Origin of the sequence: Defluviimonas sp. SAOS-178_SWC (assembly GCF_039830135.1) — a bacterium.
Taxonomy (GTDB): Bacteria; Pseudomonadota; Alphaproteobacteria; order Rhodobacterales; family Rhodobacteraceae; genus Albidovulum.
The window spans coordinates 1,224,680-1,244,904 of record NZ_CP156081.1 but is presented as its reverse complement, the minus strand read 5'-3'; the positions used below and the strand labels follow the sequence as shown (position 1 = coordinate 1,244,904).

At 65.5% G+C, this 20,225-nt stretch carries 19 protein-coding genes; 11 read left to right on the top strand and 8 right to left on the bottom strand.

The window, feature by feature from the left end:
- The first annotated feature begins 160 nt into the window (after window positions 1-160).
- Complete coding sequence (locus V5734_RS06910) at window positions 161-289, top strand: hypothetical protein (protein WP_347312771.1); 129 nt, start codon at window positions 161-163, stop codon at window positions 287-289.
- Window positions 290-448: 159 nt separating this feature from the next.
- Here V5734_RS06910 and V5734_RS06905 read toward each other — a convergent pair whose 3' ends face one another.
- Window positions 449-1,135: a hemerythrin domain-containing protein gene (locus V5734_RS06905; protein ID WP_347312770.1), complete on the bottom strand. Its 687-nt coding sequence runs from the start codon at window positions 1,133-1,135 to the stop codon at window positions 449-451.
- 120 nt (window positions 1,136-1,255) lie between these two features.
- On the opposite strand from V5734_RS06905, the gene V5734_RS06900 reads away from it, so the two are divergent.
- The gene (locus V5734_RS06900) at window positions 1,256-2,215 is read left to right on the top strand and encodes a LysR family transcriptional regulator (protein ID WP_347312769.1); all 960 of its coding nucleotides are present in this window, start codon (window positions 1,256-1,258) and stop codon (window positions 2,213-2,215) included.
- On the opposite strand, the gene aspS is transcribed toward V5734_RS06900, so the two are convergent.
- Window positions 2,199-3,977, bottom strand: coding sequence for an aspartate--tRNA ligase (aspS, locus tag V5734_RS06895; RefSeq protein ID WP_347312768.1), 1,779 nt, complete (start codon window positions 3,975-3,977; stop codon window positions 2,199-2,201). The two genes, V5734_RS06900 and aspS, sit on opposite strands and share 17 nt — an antisense overlap.
- Window positions 3,978-4,116: 139 nt before the next feature.
- On the opposite strand from aspS, the gene V5734_RS06890 reads away from it, so the two are divergent.
- Window positions 4,117-5,406: a glycosyltransferase family 87 protein gene (locus tag V5734_RS06890; RefSeq protein ID WP_347312767.1), complete on the top strand. Its 1,290-nt coding sequence runs from the start codon at window positions 4,117-4,119 to the stop codon at window positions 5,404-5,406.
- A gap of 75 nt (window positions 5,407-5,481) precedes the next feature.
- Window positions 5,482-8,823 (top strand): carbamoyl-phosphate synthase large subunit, encoded by a 3,342-nt coding sequence (gene carB, locus V5734_RS06885; RefSeq protein WP_347312766.1) that lies wholly within the window; start codon window positions 5,482-5,484, stop codon window positions 8,821-8,823.
- 2 nt (window positions 8,824-8,825) lie between these two features.
- On the opposite strand, the gene V5734_RS06880 is transcribed toward carB, so the two are convergent.
- Complete coding sequence (locus tag V5734_RS06880) at window positions 8,826-9,974, bottom strand: GTP pyrophosphokinase (protein ID WP_347312765.1); 1,149 nt, start codon at window positions 9,972-9,974, stop codon at window positions 8,826-8,828.
- Between the two features lie 722 nt (window positions 9,975-10,696).
- Between V5734_RS06880 and V5734_RS06875 the strand changes: the two genes are divergently transcribed.
- Window positions 10,697-11,965, top strand: coding sequence for a DEAD/DEAH box helicase (locus tag V5734_RS06875; protein WP_347312764.1), 1,269 nt, complete (start codon window positions 10,697-10,699; stop codon window positions 11,963-11,965).
- Window positions 11,966-12,023: 58 nt separating this feature from the next.
- On the opposite strand, the gene V5734_RS06870 is transcribed toward V5734_RS06875, so the two are convergent.
- Entirely contained in the window at window positions 12,024-12,482 is a 459-nt protein-coding gene (locus tag V5734_RS06870) for a hypothetical protein (protein WP_432759670.1), read from the bottom strand.
- Between the two features lie 388 nt (window positions 12,483-12,870).
- Between V5734_RS06870 and V5734_RS06865 the strand changes: the two genes are divergently transcribed.
- The gene (locus V5734_RS06865; RefSeq protein WP_347312762.1) at window positions 12,871-13,470 is read left to right on the top strand and encodes a thymidine kinase; all 600 of its coding nucleotides are present in this window, start codon (window positions 12,871-12,873) and stop codon (window positions 13,468-13,470) included.
- A gap of 52 nt (window positions 13,471-13,522) precedes the next feature.
- Here the strand turns inward: V5734_RS06865 and V5734_RS06860 are convergent, their stop codons facing one another.
- From V5734_RS06860 to V5734_RS06845, 4 genes are all read right to left on the bottom strand, one after another.
- Complete coding sequence (locus V5734_RS06860) at window positions 13,523-13,858, bottom strand: tRNA-binding protein (RefSeq protein ID WP_347312761.1); 336 nt, start codon at window positions 13,856-13,858, stop codon at window positions 13,523-13,525.
- The gene (gene proC, locus V5734_RS06855; protein WP_347312760.1) at window positions 13,855-14,667 is read right to left on the bottom strand and encodes a pyrroline-5-carboxylate reductase; all 813 of its coding nucleotides are present in this window, start codon (window positions 14,665-14,667) and stop codon (window positions 13,855-13,857) included. The genes V5734_RS06860 and proC overlap by 4 nt, the downstream gene beginning before the upstream one ends.
- Window positions 14,668-14,738: 71 nt before the next feature.
- Window positions 14,739-15,242, bottom strand: coding sequence for a YbjN domain-containing protein (locus V5734_RS06850; protein ID WP_347312759.1), 504 nt, complete (start codon window positions 15,240-15,242; stop codon window positions 14,739-14,741).
- A gap of 405 nt (window positions 15,243-15,647) precedes the next feature.
- Entirely contained in the window at window positions 15,648-15,929 is a 282-nt protein-coding gene (locus V5734_RS06845) for an accessory factor UbiK family protein (RefSeq protein ID WP_347312758.1), read from the bottom strand.
- A 114-nt stretch (window positions 15,930-16,043) separates the two neighbouring features.
- Between V5734_RS06845 and lgt the strand changes: the two genes are divergently transcribed.
- From lgt to V5734_RS06820, 5 genes are all read left to right on the top strand, one after another.
- Entirely contained in the window at window positions 16,044-16,922 is an 879-nt protein-coding gene (gene lgt, locus V5734_RS06840) for a prolipoprotein diacylglyceryl transferase (protein ID WP_347312757.1), read from the top strand.
- Between the two features lie 47 nt (window positions 16,923-16,969).
- Window positions 16,970-17,995 (top strand): class I SAM-dependent methyltransferase, encoded by a 1,026-nt coding sequence (locus V5734_RS06835; RefSeq protein ID WP_432759680.1) that lies wholly within the window; start codon window positions 16,970-16,972, stop codon window positions 17,993-17,995.
- Window positions 17,992-18,747 carry a peptidoglycan editing factor PgeF gene (pgeF, locus tag V5734_RS06830; RefSeq protein ID WP_347312755.1) on the top strand — a complete coding sequence of 252 codons (756 nt, stop codon included), beginning with the start codon at window positions 17,992-17,994 and terminating at the stop codon, window positions 18,745-18,747. Before V5734_RS06835 ends, pgeF begins: the two co-directional genes overlap by 4 nt.
- Window positions 18,748-18,916: 169 nt before the next feature.
- Window positions 18,917-19,063, top strand: a complete 147-nt coding sequence (locus V5734_RS06825; protein ID WP_347312754.1) for a hypothetical protein — start codon at window positions 18,917-18,919, stop codon at window positions 19,061-19,063.
- 344 nt (window positions 19,064-19,407) lie between these two features.
- The gene (locus tag V5734_RS06820) at window positions 19,408-20,223 is read left to right on the top strand and encodes a Hint domain-containing protein (protein ID WP_347312753.1); all 816 of its coding nucleotides are present in this window, start codon (window positions 19,408-19,410) and stop codon (window positions 20,221-20,223) included.
- Window positions 20,224-20,225 lie beyond the last annotated feature (2 nt).

Below are 20,225 nucleotides of genomic sequence, written 5' to 3'. Positions count from 1 at the left end.
ATCATAGGACAGGGTCACGCTGCGGCAAGGCCCCGACGCGTCGTCAAATGGGTCCGGAAATGCCGTGGTTGGGCCCCGGCCCTTCCGCATTCCTGCCTCAATCCGGGCCGAGATTCATCGACAGAGTTTCAAGAGTTTCCGCTGCAAAGGGGATGAGATCATGGCGAAGAACATCATTCGCATCGCGACGAACGAAAAGCTGACCCGTGCCGCGCACTGGACGGTCTTCAGCATCGGTCTTCTGTCGCTGACCTTCTCAATCGCCGCGACGGCCGCCTCCGCGCTCTGAAAGCCGGACCGAATCAGAACAAGGCCGCGCGGAGATCGCTCCGCGCGGCCTTTTCTTTTCAGGCCTCCGTCGTTTGGCCCGCGCCCCTTTCGGCCGGCGCCGCCGGACACAGCCCGGCCTGACGCCGCGGACAGGCGGCGCAACCGGATGCGGCCGACCTCAGCACAGCACCTGCTCCATCCGGTCCCAGTCGCCGTAGCGCCAGGGCTCGCCCATGATCGCGGCGAAGAGCCCGTCGAAGACCTCCTCGGGCATCGCCTGCCGCATGCCGCCGACCATACCGATCCGTTCCGGCCGCGACGCCGCACCGAGCATGAACCGGCCGAAATGCGCCATCTTCGCCGGCGGGATGTTGGCGACGATGCTGTGTTCGATCGCGTCGATCTCCTCGCCCGAGAAGTTGGCGGCGATGAGCGGCATCAGCTCGGTTTCCTCTTCGTGCATGTGCGACAGGTCGTCCGCGACGAACAGCGCGAATCGCTGGTACAGCCGGCGCAGTTTTGCGGGGCGGTCCGCGCCCGCCATCGCCACCTCGTCGGTCAGCCGGCGAAGCTCCGCGAAGGCTTCGAGGTGATGGTCGTGATCCTCGCCCTGATGGTCGGACCCGCCCGGAATCCGCGCCTCCACGACGCTGTGGATCCTGTCGTTCTCATGGGTCAGGTGCGACAAGCTCAGTTCGAGATGTGCCGCAAGCTGGCCGAGCACATTCATCAGGCTCGCCTCGTCACTGGCATCCGCCTGGCCGAGCGCGATCAGCATGCGCGCGTTCGCCAGACGGATGCCCTTGTGGACCGCGTAATACAGGTCCTTCGTGACGACCGGCTCAAATTTCGTTTTGGCGTTCATTTTCTGGCTCCATTCATTCGTGTGCAAACGAAGTTTTTAATGGACCCCCAGATACAGGGCTTCGCTTTGTCCGAAAATGCAGTCATACTGGTTTCACTCTCTGGAATTTTCGGACAATCAATGGACCATATCCGCTCGATGCGCGTCTTCGTCAGGGTCGCCGAACTTGGCAGCCTGACCGCCGCCTCCCTCGACCTCGGGCTTACCCGCGGCGCCGCCTCGGCGATCGTGGCGGAGCTTGAACGTTATCTCGGCGTGCAGCTTCTGGAACGGACGACGCGGAAGATCCGGCTGACCGAGGAAGGCAGCCGCTATATCGAACGCGCGCGCGGCATACTCGACGACATCGCCGAGCTTGAGGACGAGGTCGGACAGTCCGAACGCCGCCCGCACGGCCTTCTGCGCGTCCAGATCCCACCGGGCCTCACCCGGATCGTCGTGGCGCCGGCGATGCCCGGCTTCATCGCGCAATATCCCGATATGGAGGTCCAGATCCTGTCGCGCTCCGACCTGCCGGATTTCGTCGGCCTGCGCCTCGACGCGGCGCTCGTCGTCGGCCCGCTGCCGGAGCTTGACGTCGTGTCGCGGTCGCTCGGCCATCTTCCGGCGCTGACCGTGGCGGCCCCCGCATATCTCGAACGGCGGGGCATGCCGCGCGTTCCCGCCGATGTCGCAGACCACAGCTGCATCCGGACGATCTCCACCGCGACCGGCAACCCGGTCATCTGGCGCTTTCGTGAGAACGGAAAGGACACGCGGATCCTCGTCCCCGGCCCCCTCGCCTTCGAATCCCCCGAAGCGGCCGTCGCGGCCGCGCGGCGCGGCGGCGGCATCCTCCAGATCGGCAGCTACCTCGTCTATGACGACATCCGCGCGGGCAGCCTCGTGCCCATCCTCGACGATTACCGCCCCGAAGGACCGACCCTGCAGATCGTCCACCCGCGCCACCGGCGGAAGCCGAAGCGGCTGAAGGTGTTCGAGGATTTCCTCGTCGACCTCAATCAGCGCGTGCGCACGCGCTGGAACATCCGCGACACGAAAAGCCCCGGACCGGGCCGCCCCGTCACTCCTTCGGAATGACCCGCAAACGAAGCTCGCGCAGCTGCTCGTTCATCGGCTCCGACGGCGCGCCCATCATCAGGTCCTCGGCGCGCTGGTTCATCGGGAACATGATGACCTCGCGGATGTTCTGTTCATCGGCGAGAAGCATCACGATCCGGTCGATCCCGGCGGCGCAGCCCCCGTGCGGCGGGGCGCCGTACTTGAACGCCTTGACCATGCCGCCGAAGCGATTCTCGACCTCGTCCTTGCCGTAGCCGGCAAGTTCGAAGGCCTTGAACATGATCTCCGGCTTGTGGTTCCGGATCGCGCCCGACACCAGTTCATAGCCGTTGCAGGCGAGGTCGTACTGGTAGCCGAGCACCTTCAGGGGGTCGCCCGACAGCGCCTCCATCCCGCCCTGCGGCATCGAGAACGGGTTGTGGCTGAAGTCGATCTTGCCCTCGTCGTCCTTCTCGTACATCGGGAAATCGACGATCCAGGCGAAGCGGAAGGCGTTTTCTTCCGTCAGGCCCAGTTCGCGCCCAATCTCGTTCCGCGCCCGTCCAGCGACCGCCTCGAACTGATCCGGCCGGCCGCCGAGGAAGAAGGCGGCATCCCCCTTGCCGAGCTTCAGCTGGTGGCGGATCGCCTCCGTGCGCTCCGGCCCGATGTTCTTCGCAAGCGGCCCCGCCGCTTCCATGCCCGAGCCATCCTCGGCCTCGCGCCAGAAGATATAGCCCATACCCGGCAGACCTTCCTTCTGCGCGAAGGCGTTCATCCGGTCGCAGAACTTGCGGCTGCCGCCGCCCGGCGCCGGGATCGCGCGGATCTCGGTGCCCTCGTTTTCGAGGAGTTTCGCGAAGATCGCGAAGCCCGACCCGGCGAAATGCTCCGAAACCCGCTGCATCTTGATCGGATTCCTCAGGTCCGGCTTGTCGGTCCCGTACCAGAGCGCCGAATCCGCATAGGAAATCCGCGGCCAGACGGCATCGACCTTATGGCCTCCGCCGAATTCCTCGAAGATGCCCTGGATCACCGGCTGGATCGCGGTGAAGACATCCTCCTGCTCGACGAACGACATCTCCAGATCGAGCTGGTAGAAGTCGGTGGGCGAGCGGTCGGCGCGCGGGTCCTCGTCGCGGAAACAGGGCGCGATCTGGAAATACTTGTCGAAGCCCGCGACCATGATCAGCTGCTTGAACTGCTGCGGCGCCTGCGGCAGCGCGTAGAACTTGCCCGGATGCAGGCGGCTCGGCACGAGGAAGTCGCGCGCGCCCTCGGGGCTGGAGGCCGTGATGATCGGCGTTTGGAACTCGGTGAAGCCCGCCTCCCACATGCGGTTGCGGATCGACCGCACGACGTTCGAACGGAGCATCATGTTGCGGTGCAGCCCCTCGCGACGAAGGTCGAGGAAGCGGTAGGTCAGGCGCGTCTCTTCCGGGTAGTCCTGCTCTCCGAAGACCGGCAGCGGCAGTTCCTCTGCCGGGCCGAGAACCTCAAGGGCGGTCACGTAGACCTCGATCTCGCCCGTCGGAATCTTCGGATTCACAAGCGACGCATCGCGCGCCTTCACCCGCCCGTCGATCCGCACCACCGTCTCGGCCTTGAGCCGCTCGATCGCAGAAAACGCCGGGCTGTCGCTGTCGGCCAGCACCTGGGTCATCCCGTAATGGTCGCGCAGGTCGATGAAGAGAACCCCGCCGTGGTCGCGGACCCGGTGAACCCAGCCCGAGAGCCGCACGCTCTCGCCGGCATGGGACTTGGTCAGGTCGGCGCAGGTATGGCTGCGATAGGCGTGCATGGGCGTCCCCTTTCGAGAGGCGATTTCCGGTCCGCGCCGATACACAGCGTGGCGCGGGCGAAGTCAAGGGCAAGCGCCTGCCGGTCTTTTCAAACGCGCCCCGCGCCGCTAGCGTCGCCCGACGACGAAGGACACCGAGATGCCCGACAGGACAGCCCCCGAGCCCCGGACCGCGTTCACGCCCCGCGCCGACGCCATCCTGTCGACGGTCATGCTCGGCTTCTGGGCCGCCGTCACGCTCTGGCAGCAATGGGGCCTCTGGGCCGAGGATCTGTCGGCCGTCTATATCGCTGGCTGGCTCTGGCAGAACGGGCAGCCGGACCTCATCTACGCGACGCCCCCCGCCTTCTTCGGCGGCGTCGCGGAAAGCTGGTTTCCGGCGATGGAGGCGCTCGGCCTCTCGGGCAAGACGAGCTTCGCCTATGTCTACCCGCCGATCTGGGCGGCCCTGACCGCACCGCTGACCAACATTCTGTCGCCGCAGGGCTTCCTCGACGCGGTCGCGCTGGTGCAGATCCCGCTTCTTGCCGTCTCGGTCGTCCTCGCCGGCCGGCTTCTGAAACCCGAGGCGATGCCCTGGTGGGTCTGGACGGCGATCGGCCTCGTCATCCTCAACCTCTCGATCCAGTCCCATGTCGCGATCTGGTACAATCAGCCGACGATCACCACCGGCTTCCTGATCCTGCTCGCGTTCGAAAGGCTCGGCGTCGGCCGGCCCATCACCGCGGGTGCTGCCCTCGCGCTCGCCGCCGCGATCAAGCTGACGCCCGCGGCCTTCGTCCTGATCTTCCTTCTCGACCGGCAGGTCCGGGCCGCGGTCGCCTTCGCGATCGTCGGCGGCGCGCTCGGGCTCATGTCGATCCTTCTTGCCGGCTGGCCCGCCCATGCGGACTTCCTTGCGAGCCTCCACAAGGTCGCCAGCGTCGTCTACCTCATCGCCATCAACGTGTCGCTGAAACCCGCCCTCTTCGCGGCGGGCTCCAGCCTGGGGTTGCTGCCGCACGTCGATCCGGCGGCGAGCGAGCACATCTATACAGACCTGCCCGCCTGGATCGGGCCGGCCCTGTCCATCGCCGCCGCCGCGCTCATCCTCGGCTTCGCGCGGATCCTTGCCCCCCTCGACGGCCGGCTCCGGCGCGGTGTCGGGGTTCTTGCGCTGTCGATCATCGTCGCTCTTTTTGGCCCGCTCGGCTGGCTGCACTATTACCTCATGCCGATGCTGCTCCTGCCCGGCCTTCTCGGCCTCTTGCCGCCCCGCGCGGCGCTCGCCGTGATCGCCCCCGTCAGCCTTCTCTCGCTCGCGCTGGTCTTCGCGGACATCCACGTCCCGCCCTGGCCCATCGCGTCCTATGTCTGGCTCGCCTCGGCAAGCTGGCTCGCGGTCCTCGCCGGGCTTTTCGTCGCGGCCGCCCGCCGAAGCGCGTCCTGACCGGTCCTTCGGGCCTTGCGCCCCGGCCCGTCTTGACTATAACCCCGTTCAATTTGCGCAAAGGGGTCCGGGGTCATGCCGAAAAGAACCGATATCAAGTCGATCATGATCATCGGAGCGGGCCCCATCGTCATCGGCCAGGCCTGCGAGTTCGACTATTCCGGCGCACAGGCATGCAAGGCGCTGCGCGAGGAGGGTTACCGGGTCATCCTGGTGAACTCCAACCCCGCGACGATCATGACCGACCCCGGCATGGCCGACGCCACCTACATCGAGCCGATCACCCCCGAGATCGTCGCCAAGATCATCGAGAAAGAGCGCCCCGACGCGCTCCTGCCGACGATGGGCGGCCAGACCGGCCTCAACACCTCGCTCGCGCTTGCCGATATGGGCGTTCTCGACAAGTTCAACGTTGAACTGATCGGCGCCAACCGGCAAGCCATTGAAATGGCGGAGGACCGCAAGCTCTTCCGCGAGGCGATGGACCGGATCGGGCTGGAAAACCCGAAAGCCACGATCATCGCCGCCCCGAAGAAGGACAACGGCCGCTACGACATCAACGCGGGCGTCGCCGAAGCGATGAACGCGCTGGAGGAGATCGGCCTGCCCGCCATCATCCGCCCCGCCTTCACGCTGGGCGGCACCGGCGGCGGTGTCGCCTACAACCGGGACGACTACGAACGCATCTGCCGCTCCGGCCTCGACGCCTCGCCGATGGCGCAGATCCTCGTCGATGAATCGCTGCTCGGCTGGAAGGAGTACGAGATGGAGGTCGTCCGCGACAAGGCGGACAACGCGATCATCGTCTGCTCCATCGAGAACGTCGATCCGATGGGCGTTCATACCGGCGATTCGATCACCGTCGCCCCGGCGCTGACGCTGACCGACAAGGAATACCAGATCATGCGCAACGGCTCGATCGCCGTCCTGCGCGAGATCGGGGTGGAAACCGGCGGATCGAACGTCCAGTGGGCGATCAACCCCAAGGACGGCCGCATGGTGGTGATCGAGATGAACCCGCGCGTCTCGCGCTCCTCCGCGCTGGCGTCGAAGGCCACCGGCTTTCCCATCGCCAAGATCGCGGCGAAGCTCGCCGTCGGCTACACGCTCGACGAGCTCGACAACGACATCACCAAGGTGACCCCGGCGAGCTTCGAGCCGACCATCGACTACGTCGTCACCAAGATCCCGCGCTTCGCCTTCGAAAAGTTCCCCGGCTCCAAGGCGGAACTCACTACCGCGATGAAATCGGTGGGCGAGGCGATGGCCATCGGCCGCACGATCCACGAGTCGCTGCAAAAGGCGCTCGCCTCGATGGAGACCGGCCTGACCGGCTTCGACGAGATCGCCATCGAAGGCGCGCCGGACAAGGCCGCCGTGGTCAAGGCCATCTCGGTCCAGACTCCGGACCGCATGCGGCTCATCGCGCAGGCGATGCGGCACGGGCTCTCGGATGACGAAATCCAACATGCGACGGCCTTCGATCCGTGGTTCCTGGCCCGGATTCGCGAGATAATCGAACAAGAGGCCGAGATCCGCAAAACCGGCCTGCCCGTCACCGAGGACGGTCTGCGCAAGCTCAAGATGATGGGCTTCACCGATGCCCGCCTCGCCTCGCTCACCGGCCGCGACGAGGGCCAGGTCCGCCGCGCCCGGCTCCGCCTCGGCGTGCGGGCGGTCTTCAAGCGCATCGACACCTGCGGCGCCGAGTTCGAGGCGCAGACGCCCTACATGTATTCGACCTACGAAGCCCCCGCGATGGGCGACGTCGAATGCGAGGCGCGACCCTCGGGCGCGAAGAAGGTCGTCATCCTCGGCGGCGGCCCGAACCGGATCGGCCAGGGGATCGAGTTCGACTATTGCTGCTGCCACGCCTGCTTCGCGCTGACCGATGCGGGCTACGAGACGATCATGATCAACTGCAACCCGGAGACCGTGTCGACCGACTACGACACCTCCGACCGCCTTTATTTCGAGCCGCTGACGCTGGAACACGTCCTCGAAATCCTGCGGGTGGAGCAGGAGAACGGCACCCTTCACGGCGTCATCGTCCAGTTCGGCGGCCAGACGCCGCTGAAACTCGCCAACGCGCTTGAGGCCGAAGGCATCCCGATCCTCGGCACCACGCCCGACGCCATCGACCTCGCCGAGGACCGCGAGCGGTTCCAGAAGCTCCTCAACGAGCTCAAGCTCAGGCAGCCGGTCAACGGCATCGCCTCCTCCGACGAACAGGCGATCGAGATCGCCGAACGCGTCGGCTTCCCGCTCGTCATCCGCCCCTCCTACGTCCTCGGCGGCCGCGCGATGGAGATCGTGCGCGACATGGACCACCTCAGGCGCTACATCACCCATGCGGTCGACGTCTCGGGCAAGAACCCGGTGCTGCTCGACAGCTACCTCTCCGGCGCCATCGAGGTTGACGTCGACGCGCTTTCCGACGGCACCAACGTCCACGTCGCCGGCATCATGGAGCATATCGAGGAAGCGGGCGTCCATTCCGGCGATAGCGCCTGCTGCCTGCCGCCGCATTCGCTGACCCCCGAGACGGTCGAGGAGCTGAAGCGCCAGACCGTCGCGATGGCGCTCGCCTTGAAGGTCAAGGGCCTGATGAACGTCCAGTTCGCGATCAAGGACGGCGTGATCTATGTGCTTGAGGTGAACCCCCGCGCCAGCCGCACCGTGCCCTTCGTCGCCAAGGCCACCGACTCGGCCATCGCCTCCATCGCCGCCCGGCTCATGGCCGGCGAGCCGATGGCGACCTTCCCGATGCGCGCGCCCTACCCCGAGGGCGTCGGCCCCGACACCGACCTGCCCTTCGCCGATCCCCTGACCCTCGCCGACCCGATCACGCCCTGGTTCTCGGTCAAGGAAGCCGTCATGCCCTTCGCCCGCTTCCCCGGCGTCGACACGATCCTAGGGCCCGAAATGCGCTCGACCGGCGAGGTCATGGGCTGGGACCGCACCTTCCCCCTGGCCTTCCTAAAGGCCCAGCTCGGCGCCGGCACCCACCTGCCCGAGGCCGGACGGGTCTTCATCTCGATCAAGGACATGGACAAGACGGCCGAGATGGCCGGGGCCGCCCGCGACCTCGTCGCGATGGGGTTCGAGCTGATCGCCACCCGCGGCACCGCCGCCTTCCTGACCGAACACGGCATCGCGTCGGAGACCGTGAACAAGGTCTATGAAGGCCGGCAGGAGGGCAAGCTCCACATCGTCGACCGCCTGAAGAACGGCGAGATCGCGCTACTCTTCAACACGACCGAGGGCCAGCAGGCCATCGACGACAGCCGCTCGATCCGCGCCGTCGCGCTCTACGACAAGATCCCCTATTTCACCACGGCAGCGGCAAGCATCTCCGCCGTGCAGGCGATGAAGGCACGCGGCGAGGGGATCGGGGTGAGGACTTTGCAGGGGTGAATCTAACTAGTCGTCGCCCGACCTCCAATAAAGTCATGCAATGCCATTTGTAGCTTGCCGCCAAATGGTACTTCCCTAAGAATCTTAGACGACACTGTCGGCGGCGAGGACAACAAGACCATGATCCTGATAATAGCCGTGTCGTCCAAAACCAATTTCTTTGGGCCATAAGACGTGCCAAAAATATTCCGCCTTTCGGGCATCGATTCTTTCCACTTTCCAATAATTCCCTGGAAATCCTTCAACCAATCGGAAATTTTCTTCACCTTGACACGCTCATCCAGAGACTTAACATCTGATATCTTTGCGCCCCTCAACGTTTCGTTCAGCTTTGCTAGCGGATTTCGTGCATTCGGAGGCGGCGGAGAAATGCTATAACCAATACTAGGCAACTCATCTTTGAGCTGCTCCAAATACTTTGAATCTGATATATATATTTCGATGGAATCCAAGTTCAGCGGCACCACACCACCACCGTGAGAAATGGTATCTCTATACCCCTGCCGTATCGATGCCAAACTATCACGAATGAACGAAAATTGTCCGTCCGCGACCTCTAACATTGCGGATATCTGAAACAGCTTACGTTGAAGAGGCTGCGGGACATCCTGATTGACCTTGTACTGCAGTTTATGCTCAATTGCGGCCCACGCATGTTGAAGCACCGTGCGAACCTGTATCTCGCATTTCATTCCCTTGAATCTTTTAAATTCGGAAAGCTTAAGCCTATCAGAATTCATCTCAACCACCAAATGTCGAGACAAGTATCCAAATTCTTTTGGGTTTTCTATCTGATCCTTCTTGACACTATTCCTCTCATCTATCGCAAAATTATCTCTAATCAGGCTGTCAATCGTCTCGATATCTTCAAAGTAATAGCATATAATGCGACAGGCACTGAGGTCAGTAATATCATTTAAGGGATCATTGTACTTTGCACTCTCTCTATCCAACTTGTTAAGGAATGAGTCGATAGACTTCGTTCTCGCCTCGATACTTACTACATCGAGACGCTCTTGAGCCAATACCTTTTCCAATATGCTATGTATCTCTCTAGTGTAGTCGTAGAAGCGCGTTCTTTCCTTAGAATATATCTCCTCCCAGCTACGACCAAGGGGCTCATCGCTCGGTTCGATAATTTCAAATGACATCGATCACATCTTCCCCATTACTTCTTACAATATTGAATAACCACATTTGTTAAAGAGTCAATTTGGCTCGCGGCCACAAGCAAAATCACAGCAAGCAGAAGAGCGCGCTTCAGCGCACCGCTCTCTGGGCAAGCCAACTCCCCGCCCGATTTGTCCCGCGACAAATCGGCCCACGCCTGCCTGCCCCCGGCAGGCGCGTTACCGCGCCCGCCCAGTCAGGCGCGCCCCGATTTCCGAATGTCCGGCGCGAACCGATAGCCCCTTGCCCTCTGGCTCGCGCCTCCGGGCAATCGGATCGCGCGGCCGTCCACTGGACGCCCGCTTTCACGATCCTTCGTGCGCCAAGGCCCGGCCGCCCCACACCGGCCACATAGACGGCCCCGGCGACAGCGCTTGCGTTGCCGGTCAGGGTCGGCGCGCCGGCCCCTCGCTGTAGCTACGGAAAAACTACGCCAAGCCTACGCGCTCCCTACGCAATACATACGCTTGACTTCCCGGTCGAAAAGCCCCATCTGCCGCAGGTCCGACTGGCCCGCTGCCGCGTGAGCAGCCGTTCCCCGATGACGGGGGCAGAGGCCCGGACACCGGTTCCCATGTCACGCCAGGGGTCCTGCGGTCCGCGTTGGACCGCGCCCCGCTGATACCGCGACGCGTCCCGATGGGACTCGGCGCACTGACCTTTTCCGGCCCTTTGAAAGGGGCCGTACCGACAGGATAACACCTTGAATTACTTCGAAGAACTCGGCATCGACGCCCGTGTCGTCGCCAACCTCACCGAGATCGGCCTGACCGAGCCGACACCGATCCAGACCCGCGCCATCCCGGCCGCGCTGGACGGCCGCGACGTCATGGGCCTCGCCCAGACCGGCACCGGCAAGACCGCCGCCTTCGGCCTGCCTCTGGTGACCAAGCTTCTGGAAATCGGCCGCCGGCCCGAGCCAAAGACCTGCCGCGCGCTGATCCTTGCGCCGACGCGGGAGCTCGCGACACAAATCACGGAAAACCTTCAGAAATTCGCGCTGAAGACCCCGGTCCGCACCTTCCGCGTCGTCGGCGGGGCGAGCCTCAACGCCCAAGCCCAGCGCCTCGCCTCCGGCATCGACATCCTCGTCGCCACACCGGGCCGTCTGATCGACCTTCTCGACCGCAAGGCGGTGAAGCTGACCGATGTCCGCTTCCTCGTCCTCGACGAGGCCGACCAGATGCTCGACATCGGCTTCATCCATGCGCTGCGCCAGATCGCGCGGCTCCTGCCGGCGAAACGGCAGACGATGCTCTTCTCGGCGACGATGCCGAAGCTGATGGACGAGATCGCCGCGACCTACCTGAGCAACCCGGTCCGGGTGCAGGTCTCGCCTCCGGGCAAGGTCGCCGACAAGATCGACCAGGGTGTGCATTTCGTCAATCAGGGCGACAAGGCGAAGCTCCTCGCTGATTACATCGCAAAGCATCCCGGCGAACTGGCGCTGGTCTTCGGCCGCACCAAGCACGGGTCGGACAAGTTGATGAAACTGCTCGACGCCTGGGGCTTCAGCGCCGGCGCCATCCACGGCAACAAGAGCCAGGGCCAGCGCGAGCGCACGCTGCAGGCGTTCCGCAACGGCGATCTCAAGATCCTAGTCGCGACCGATGTCGCGGCGCGCGGCATCGACATCCCCGATGTCCGCCACGTCTACAATTACGACCTGCCGAACGTGCCGGAGAACTACGTGCACCGCATCGGCCGCACCGCCCGCGCCGGCAAGGCGGGGCGCGCCGTGGCCTTCTGCGCCCCGGCGGAATTCGGCGAGCTGAAAGCGATCGAGAAGGTGATGAAAGCCGCGATCCCGGTCATCGGCGGCAGCGCCCCGTCGGGGGCCGAGGCCGATGCCGCGGCGAAGGATGCGAAGGCGCGCGGCGGCAAGGGTCGGCAAGGGCCGCGCAATGACGGGCAGAAGACTCGGCCCGCGAAACGCCCCTCGCGGCGGCCACGGCGCGCCAAGGCGGCGTGATCGCGGGCACCGGGGCGCATCGCGCGCCCCGGTCCGACCGGCCGGGGCCCCGCGCGGGTCAGAGCGCTTCTTCCTCAAGGTGCAGCTTCATTTCGATCAGCACCTTCTGGATCGCCAGCGTCTCGTTCAAAAGCCGCTTGGCCTCGTTGATCGAGATCTTCCCGTCCTGGATCGAAAGATTGTACTCGGCCATCAACTGGGCAAAGCGCTGGCTCAGCGCAACGACGGTCGAGTTGACCCCGCCCTCGGTCGAATTCTTGCGATCGTGATCGTAGCTGAGCGTGATGCCGCGAAGATCGGCGAGGGCGGCGGTGACATGCGGAAACCGCGCCGCCCCTTCCAGCGCCGCCACGACGTCGATCGGCATGAAGCGATCGGCATGGTCGGGGTCGTCCGAGTAGTACCTGCCGAGCGTCGCCTTCGACTTTCCGCACAACTCGGCAGAGGCCTCGATGCCGACATCCTTCACCAGCGCTTCGCTGTGCTTTTTCAGATAGTTGCCGACCGGCTTCGCCACGGACATCCTCCCATGCAATGGAGCCCAGCCGGCGCGGCCGGGGGAAATCGCCACCTCCTTTCCCCTTAATGGCTCGGAACGGATTTGTCATTTCTAAACCGTCTCCGGTGTTCGGGGATGGGTAAGAGGTTCCGGTGACCCGACGCCGGTTCGAGTAGGGGTTCGTCGCGCCTTTGACGGGTGGGAGAGTCGAAGCCGGTCCAGCCGGCAGAAGCGCGACGGACCTTTCAACGTGTACGAGTGACTGCACCATCGCGGGGATGTCGGCCCTGATGATGGGCGTTGGTGTTCCAGGCAACCGGGGTCCGGGGAAGGTCGTTGGGGGACTTCTCCGGAACCCCGGGGCTCCCGTCTTGAACCCCGGACCGCAGAGGCGCTATCTGGGCGCATGGCCAAGCTCTATTTCCATTATTCGACCATGAATGCCGGCAAGTCGACGCTGCTCCTTCAGGCTTCGCACAATTACCGGGAACGCGGCATGGTCACCTATCTGCTCACCGCGCGCCTCGACGACCGCGCCGGGGCGGGCCGCATCGCCAGCCGCATCGGCATCGGCGAGCCGGCCGAGACCTATGACGCCGGCACGGATCTTTTCGCCCTGCTCCGCGCACGGCTGGAGGACGGACCGGTCGATTGCGTCTTCCTCGACGAGGCGCAGTTCCTCACCCCGGATCAGGTCTGGCAACTGGCCCGCGCGGTCGACGATCTCGGCCTGCCGATCATGGCCTACGGTCTCCGCGTCGATTTCCGGGGCGAACTTTTCCCCGGCTCGGCCGCGCTTCTGGCGCTGGCCGACGAGATGCGGGAAGTGCGCACCATCTGCCACTGCGGCAAGAAGGCGACCATGGTGGTGCGGCGCGGGCCGGACGGCAAGGCGCTCCGCGACGGGGCGCAGGTTCAGATTGGCGGGAACGAGACCTACGTCTCGCTCTGCAGGCGTCACTGGCGCGACGAGATCGGCGACCGGGCGGACGGCGACGCCGCCTGATCCGGCGGAGGCGCCGTGTGGCGCCATCACTTTTCTCTCGCCCGCGCCGGAATCAGAACAGCCGTCCGCCGATGGGCACGTCGTGCCCCGGTCCGATCAGCACCACCTCGCCCGCCTCGTCGGGCACCCCGAGGACCAGCACCTCGGACTTCACCGGCCCGATCTGGCGCGGCGGGAAATTCACGACGGCCAGCACCTCGCGGCCGATCAGTTCTTCGGGCCGGTAATGCCTGGTGATCTGGGCCGAGGATTTCTTTTCGCCGATCTCCGGGCCGAAATCGACCCAGAGCTTGAACGCGGGCTTGCGCGCCTCGGGGAAAGGCTCGGCGCGGGTGATCCGGCCGACGCGGATATCGACCTTGAGGAAATCGTCGAAGGTGATCGTCATTTTCCAAGCTCCCTGCCCCGTTCGGCGGCGGCATGGACAGCCTCTTTCAACAGCGGCGGAAACCCGCGCCCCTCGTCCATCAGCACCGCCAGCGCCGCCGCCGTCGTGCCGCCCGGCGAGGTCACGTTGACGCGAAGCTGGCCGGGATCCTCCGTGGCCGCTTCCGCCAGCGCCCCTGCCCCGGCAACCGTCGCCTTCGCGAGTTGCAGCGCCAGCGCCCCGGGCAGTCCTTCGGCCTCGCCCGCGGCGGCCAGCGTCTCGATCAGGTGGAAGACATAGGCTGGCCCGGAACCCGACACGGCCGTCACGGCATCCATCTGGTGTTCGCCGTCGAGCCGCACGACCTGTCCGACCGCGCTCAGAAGCGCCTCGGCGAGCGCCAGGTGCGCCTCACCCGCGAGCGCGTTGCCACAGATCGCGGTAATGCCTTGCGCGATCGCCGCCGGCGTGTTGGGCATCGCCCGGACAATCGGCGTCCCGGCCCCCAGAACCGTCTCGTAGGTGGCGATGGTGGTGCCCGCCGCGACCGAGACGAACAGCGTTCCGCCGCCGCCCAGCGCTTTCAGGGACGGCAATGCCTCCGCCATCATCTGCGGCTTCACCGCGATCAGCACGATGGCCGGCGCGTCCGGCAGACCAGCGTTCAGATGCACGCCCTGCGCCCGGACCCAGTTCGACGGGTGGGGGTCGAGCACCCAGACGCTCTTCGCCGGCAGCCCGCCCTTCAGCCAGCCCGCCAGCATCGCCGAGCCCATCTTGCCGCAGCCCAGAAGCACCAGCCCCCGGTCGCGCACCGTTCCCATATCCATGATCGCCTCCTTCGTCCGGAGGCAGAGATTACCGATCCGGCGGCCGAGGGAAAGCCCCGACCGGCCCCAATTCAGGCCCGCCCGAAGGCCCGCGCCATCGCGACATCCATCGCGCGTTCCGGTGACTCGTCGCCCCAGCAGGTCAGCTGGAAGGCCGGATAGAAGCGCTCGGCCGTCGTTACCGCATCGGTGATCATCCGGTCGATCTGTTCCGGCCCGGCGATCTGGCTACCGGCGAGGCAGAGTCCGTAGCGCCAGACCATCAGCCTTTGCTCTTTCCAGAACGTGAAGGCCCCCGACCAGACCATGTCATTGGCACGATTCAGCGCCTCGTAAAGCGCCGGCAGGGTCTCTTCCGGCGGATCCATCTCGAACGTGCAGATGAGGCGCAGCGTCTCGTCATAGCTCGACCAGGCGAGCGTGATCGAATAGGTCCGCCACTGGCCTTCGACCGCCATCGCGATCTGGTCGTCCGTCACCCGGTCGAAGTCCCAGTCGTGATGCTCGGCAAGCGTCTCGACGATGTCGATCGGATGCAGGTCTTCGGTGTTGAGATAGGATTCGGATACTGACATGCCCGGCCTCTCGTGTTCTTGCCTCGCGTTTCAGGCAGCCGGCGAGGCATTGTTGCCTGCTCTAGGATCGGCGGAACATTCCGCTTCTCCTACCAGATATGGTGTAGGCCGCAGAGGCGTCTGTAAAGCAATATTTTGGGGATAATTCCCAAATGTTGTGGAAAGGGTGTGCAGGCATACGATCTGCCGCAGGCTGCAAGCCACCGGCAGGGCATCACGGCCGCCTCTTGGCCCTGACGGCCGCGAGACGGTGATCGGAACGCCGGAGTCACGGGCCGCGACGCGACCGCAAGCATAGGCGCGCCACCCATGCCTGCACATCAGCGCTGACTGATCGCCGATTTCGAGCCCGTCGCCGCGCTCGGCGCGAAGGGCATCCCGACCTATTGACGTCCTGAGGACAGCTCAGCCGTTCGACTTGCCGCCCCGGTTCGCGCGCGGCGGGTTGCCGACCGCCTCCAGCGCCTCGATCCGTGCCTTCAGCGCCTCGTTCTCCTCGCGCGCCTTCTGCGCCATCGCGCGGACGGCGTCGAACTCCTCGCGGGTGACGAAATCGCGGTCGGCCAGCCAGCGGTCCATCCAGGACTTCATCGCCGTCTCGGCCTCGGTCTTTGCCCCCTGCGCCACGCCCATCGCGTTGGTCATCAGCTTCGACATGTCGTCGAAGAACTTGTTCGGTCCGCTCATCGGGCGCCTCCCACGGGGCAAATCACATCTGCCGCCTATATGCGCGCGGGGGACCGAAAGCTCAAGGTTGACTTCGCCGCGGCCCCGCGCTCAGAGAGGGGGCAAGGAGACCGCATGCACGCCGCCATCAACTTTCCCGACATCTCGAACGAGATCTTCGCGATCGACCTTTTCGGCTTCCATCTGGCGCTCAGGTGGTATGCGCTCGCCTATCTCGCCGGGCTTCTGGCGGGTTTCTTCATCATCCGGGCGCTGATGCGTCGCCCCGTGCTCTGGCCCGGCGACCGCGCCCCGATGGCGCCGGAGCGGACCGAGGATCTTCTGACCGCGATCATCCTCGGCGTGGTGCTCGGCGGGCGGCTCGGCTTCGTCTTCTTCTACCAACCCGGCTATTACCTGTCGCACCCGGCCGAGATCCTGAAGGTCTGGGAAGGCGGCATGTCCTTTCACGGCGGTTTTCTCGGCACCGTGGTCGCGGGGCTCTGGTTCTGCCGGCGCCACGCGGTGCCGCCGATGCAGCTTTCCGACGCGATGGCGCTGGTGGCGCCGGTTGGTCTTTTATTCGGGCGGCTGGCGAACTTCGTCAATGCCGAGCTTTGGGGCCGGCCGACGGACCTTCCCTGGGGCGTGATCTTCCCGGGCGAGGCGGCGCAGGTCTGCGCGGACATCCTGCCGGGCACCTGCGCCCGCCATCCGAGCCAGCTTTACGAGGCGGGTCTGGAAGGGCTCCTCCTCGGCCTCGTCCTCCTCGCGGCTTTGCGCGCCGGCGCGCTGAAGCGGCCGGGGCGGATCACCGGGATCTTCCTTCTCGGCTACGGCCTGTCGCGCTTCGCGGTCGAATTCGTGCGCCAGGCGGATGCCCAGTTCATCACGCCCGACAACCCGATGGGGTATGTGGTCCATGCCGGTGGGTTGGGTCTTTCGATGGGCCAGATCCTGTCGCTGCCGATGATCGCGGCGGGGCTCTGGTTCTGGCGGCGGGCGCGGGCGTGACGCCGCTCGGGCAGATCCTCGCCCGGCGCATCGCGGCCGAGGGGCCGATGAGCATCGCCGACTACATGGCCGAATGCCTGCTCCACCCCGCGCACGGCTATTATGCGACCCGCGACCCCTTCGGCGCGGCCGGCGATTTCACGACGGCGCCCGAGATCAGCCAGATGTTCGGCGAGATGCTCGGGCTCTGTCTCGCGCAGGCGTGGCTCGACCAGGGCCGGCCCTCGCCCTTCGCGCTCGCCGAGATCGGGCCGGGGCGCGGCACGCTCATTGCCGATATCCTTCGCGCGATCCGGGCCGTGAAGGGCATGGCCGAAGCGGCCGAGATCCATCTGGTCGAGGCGTCGCCGGTGCTCCGCGCCCGGCAGGCGGAAACGCTTTCCGGGCATCGCCCGGTCTGGCACGACCGGGTGGAGGATCTGCCCGACCTGCCGATCTTCCTCGTCGCCAACGAATTCTTCGACGCCCTGCCGATCCGGCAGTTCGAACGCCGGGGCGCGGGATGGGCCGAACGCCAGGTCGGGCTGAGCGACGGGCGCCTCACGCCGGGCCTCGGTCCGGTGACGCGCTATCCTGCCCTAGCCGCCCGGCTCGACGACACCCGGCCCGGCGACGTGGTGGAGACCTGCCCGGCCCTGCCCGCCGTCGCCACCGAGATCGGCGCCCGTATCGCCCTGCTGGGCGGCGTAGCGCTGATTGTCGATTATGGTGGCTGGCACTCCCTCGGCGACACCTTTCAGGCGCTGAAGGCCCACAAACCCGTCGATCCCTTCGCGACCCCCGGCGAGGCCGACCTGACGGCCCATGTCGACTTCGAAGCCCTGGCCGCCGCGCTCGCCGGCGCCGGTGCCGGCGTGACGGCGATGACGCCGCAGGGCGTGCTTCTCGAACGGCTCGGGATCACCGCGCGGGCCGAGGTTCTTGCCCGCAAGCTCAGCGACGCCGCGCTCGACTCCCATATCGCCGCGCATCGGCGCTTGACCCATCCCTCGGAAATGGGACAGTTGTTCAAGGTGATTGCGAGTTATCCACGGGGAGGCCCCCCACCGCCCGGATTTGACCCTTTGCCATGACGCTCGAAATTCTTACGCATGACGCCCTCACCCCCTTGCGCCACGGGTTCTTCACCCGCAAGGGCGGCGCCTCTTCCGGGATCTTTTCGGGTCTGAACTGTGGCCACGGCTCGTCGGACCAGACCGAGGCGGTCGCGATCAACCGCGAACGGGTGGCCGCCGCGCTCGGGGTTCAGCCACCGTCGATGATCGGCGTGCACCAGGTCCATTCCGCCGATGTTGTTACCGTCACCCGCCCGATGGCGACCTCGATCCGCGCCGATGCCCTGGTGACCGCCACGCCCGGTCTCGCCCTGACGGTGCTGACCGCCGATTGCCAGCCGGTTCTCTTCGCCGACGCAGAGGCCGGCGTGATCGGCGCCGCCCATGCCGGCTGGCGCGGCACGCTTCTCGGCGTGCTCGAAGCCACGCTCGCCGCGATGGAGGCGCTCGGCGCCCGGCGAGAGAACATCGCCGCTGTGATCGGCCCGGCGATCAGCCAGCGCGCCTACGAGGTCGGCCCCGAATTCCTCGACGAATTCATGGGCGTCGATCCCGGCTATTCGCGCTTCTTCTCCGGCGGTCATGGCGACCGGGCGCATTTCGACCTGCCCGGCTTCGGTCTTTACCGGCTGCGCGAGGCGGGCGTCCGGCACGCCGAGTGGATCCGCCACTGCACCTATACCGATGCGGAGCGGTTCTATTCCTACCGCCGGTCGGTTCTGCGGCACGAGGCCGATTACGGGCGGCTGATTTCGGCGATCCGGCTCTGACGGCCCGGTGGCGCGACAGAAGCGCGCCGCTATCTCTGCCCCGAAAATTCCCATAACCCCGCCCAATCTCTGCCGCAATGCCCGGTAATATCTGCCTATCCGGTCGCAGAATCGGAAGCAAAGCAAGCGGCCCGCCAGAGGTCGTGAATTGAGGCAAAGGAGCAGTCAGATGAAACCGGAACGTCGCTGGATGAAATCGGTACTTGCCGAAAGCGCCAAGCCGGGCCCAGCCCTGCCCTGGCAACGCGGCGCCCGCCCAATCGCCGCGCGCAAGTGCGAAAGCCAGAGCGACACCGGTCTTTCCGCCCGCAGCTGACCCTTCCCAGCCCTCACTCGTCCCGGCCCACCCCTCCAGGGCAGGGATCCAAGAACCGGCGGACCGATCATTCTCCCCCAGGGATCGGTCCGCCGGCTTCCGCCATGCCGAGCGGGTGATTCGCGGCATGCGCGCCCGGCGAATCGTTGCGGAAGCGTTAATGCGCTCGACTTGTCGCGGCCCGATCAACAAAGCCTTTTCGGCCCCCCGGATTAGGCGGCACGCCCCTGAAAATCATCCTCAATTTTTGACAGGATCGGGAAAACCGGTCAGATTGTCTCCATAGTCAATCTGCATTTAGGGGTGGGGGCTCCGCAGAGTGACCAGACCGAAAGGCTGTTCGCGTGTCGTACCCTCATAATGGTATCGTCCGTCTGACGACGGATGTGTTCAACTCTCCCGTTCCTCAGGGCAGAAACATTCCCTCCCAACCCGTCGCCCCGGCGGAAACCCGGCCAACCCGGCGGCCCGCTCTGACGCGGCGCTATGAAATCGCCTATCTCGATCCGGCAGGGTCCATCGAGACCGGTACGCGCCTCGCCCCCGCGATTCCCGAATTTGAGGAGGCATTTTCCGCCTTCGCGCGGGGCAGCGTCATCGCCACGGCGGAAGGACCCGTCGCGGTCGAGGATCTTGTGCCCGGGATGGAGGCCCTGACCGGCGAAGGCCGGGCCGAGACCATCACCTGGATCGGCTCGATGACACTCTTCCCGCCCAGGGCGATGCCGGGCATGCATGGCGGCAAGCTGACGCGGATCACGGCCGACGCGTTCGGCGTCGGAAGGCCGATGCCCGACCTCGTCCTCGGGCCGCGCGCGCGCCTTCTGGTCAGGGACGCGCGCTGCCGCTTCGCCACCGGAATCGACAGCGCCTACGCGCCGGCACGAAGCTTCGCCGACGGGGTCTCGATCATCGAGGTGACGCCGGTCGCACCGGTCACGGTCTATCACATCGTGCTCGAACGGCAGGGATCGCTTCGCGCCGCGGGGCTCGAGATCGAAAGCTATCATCCCGGCACGCGCATGGCCGACGGCTTCGACCCGCAGGTGGCGCAGCTCTTCCTGTCGCTCTTCCCGCAGATGAAATCCTTCAGTGAATTCGGCGCGATGGCGCATCCGCGCATGTCGGCCCACGATGTGGAGGCAGCGCTGGCCGGCTAGGC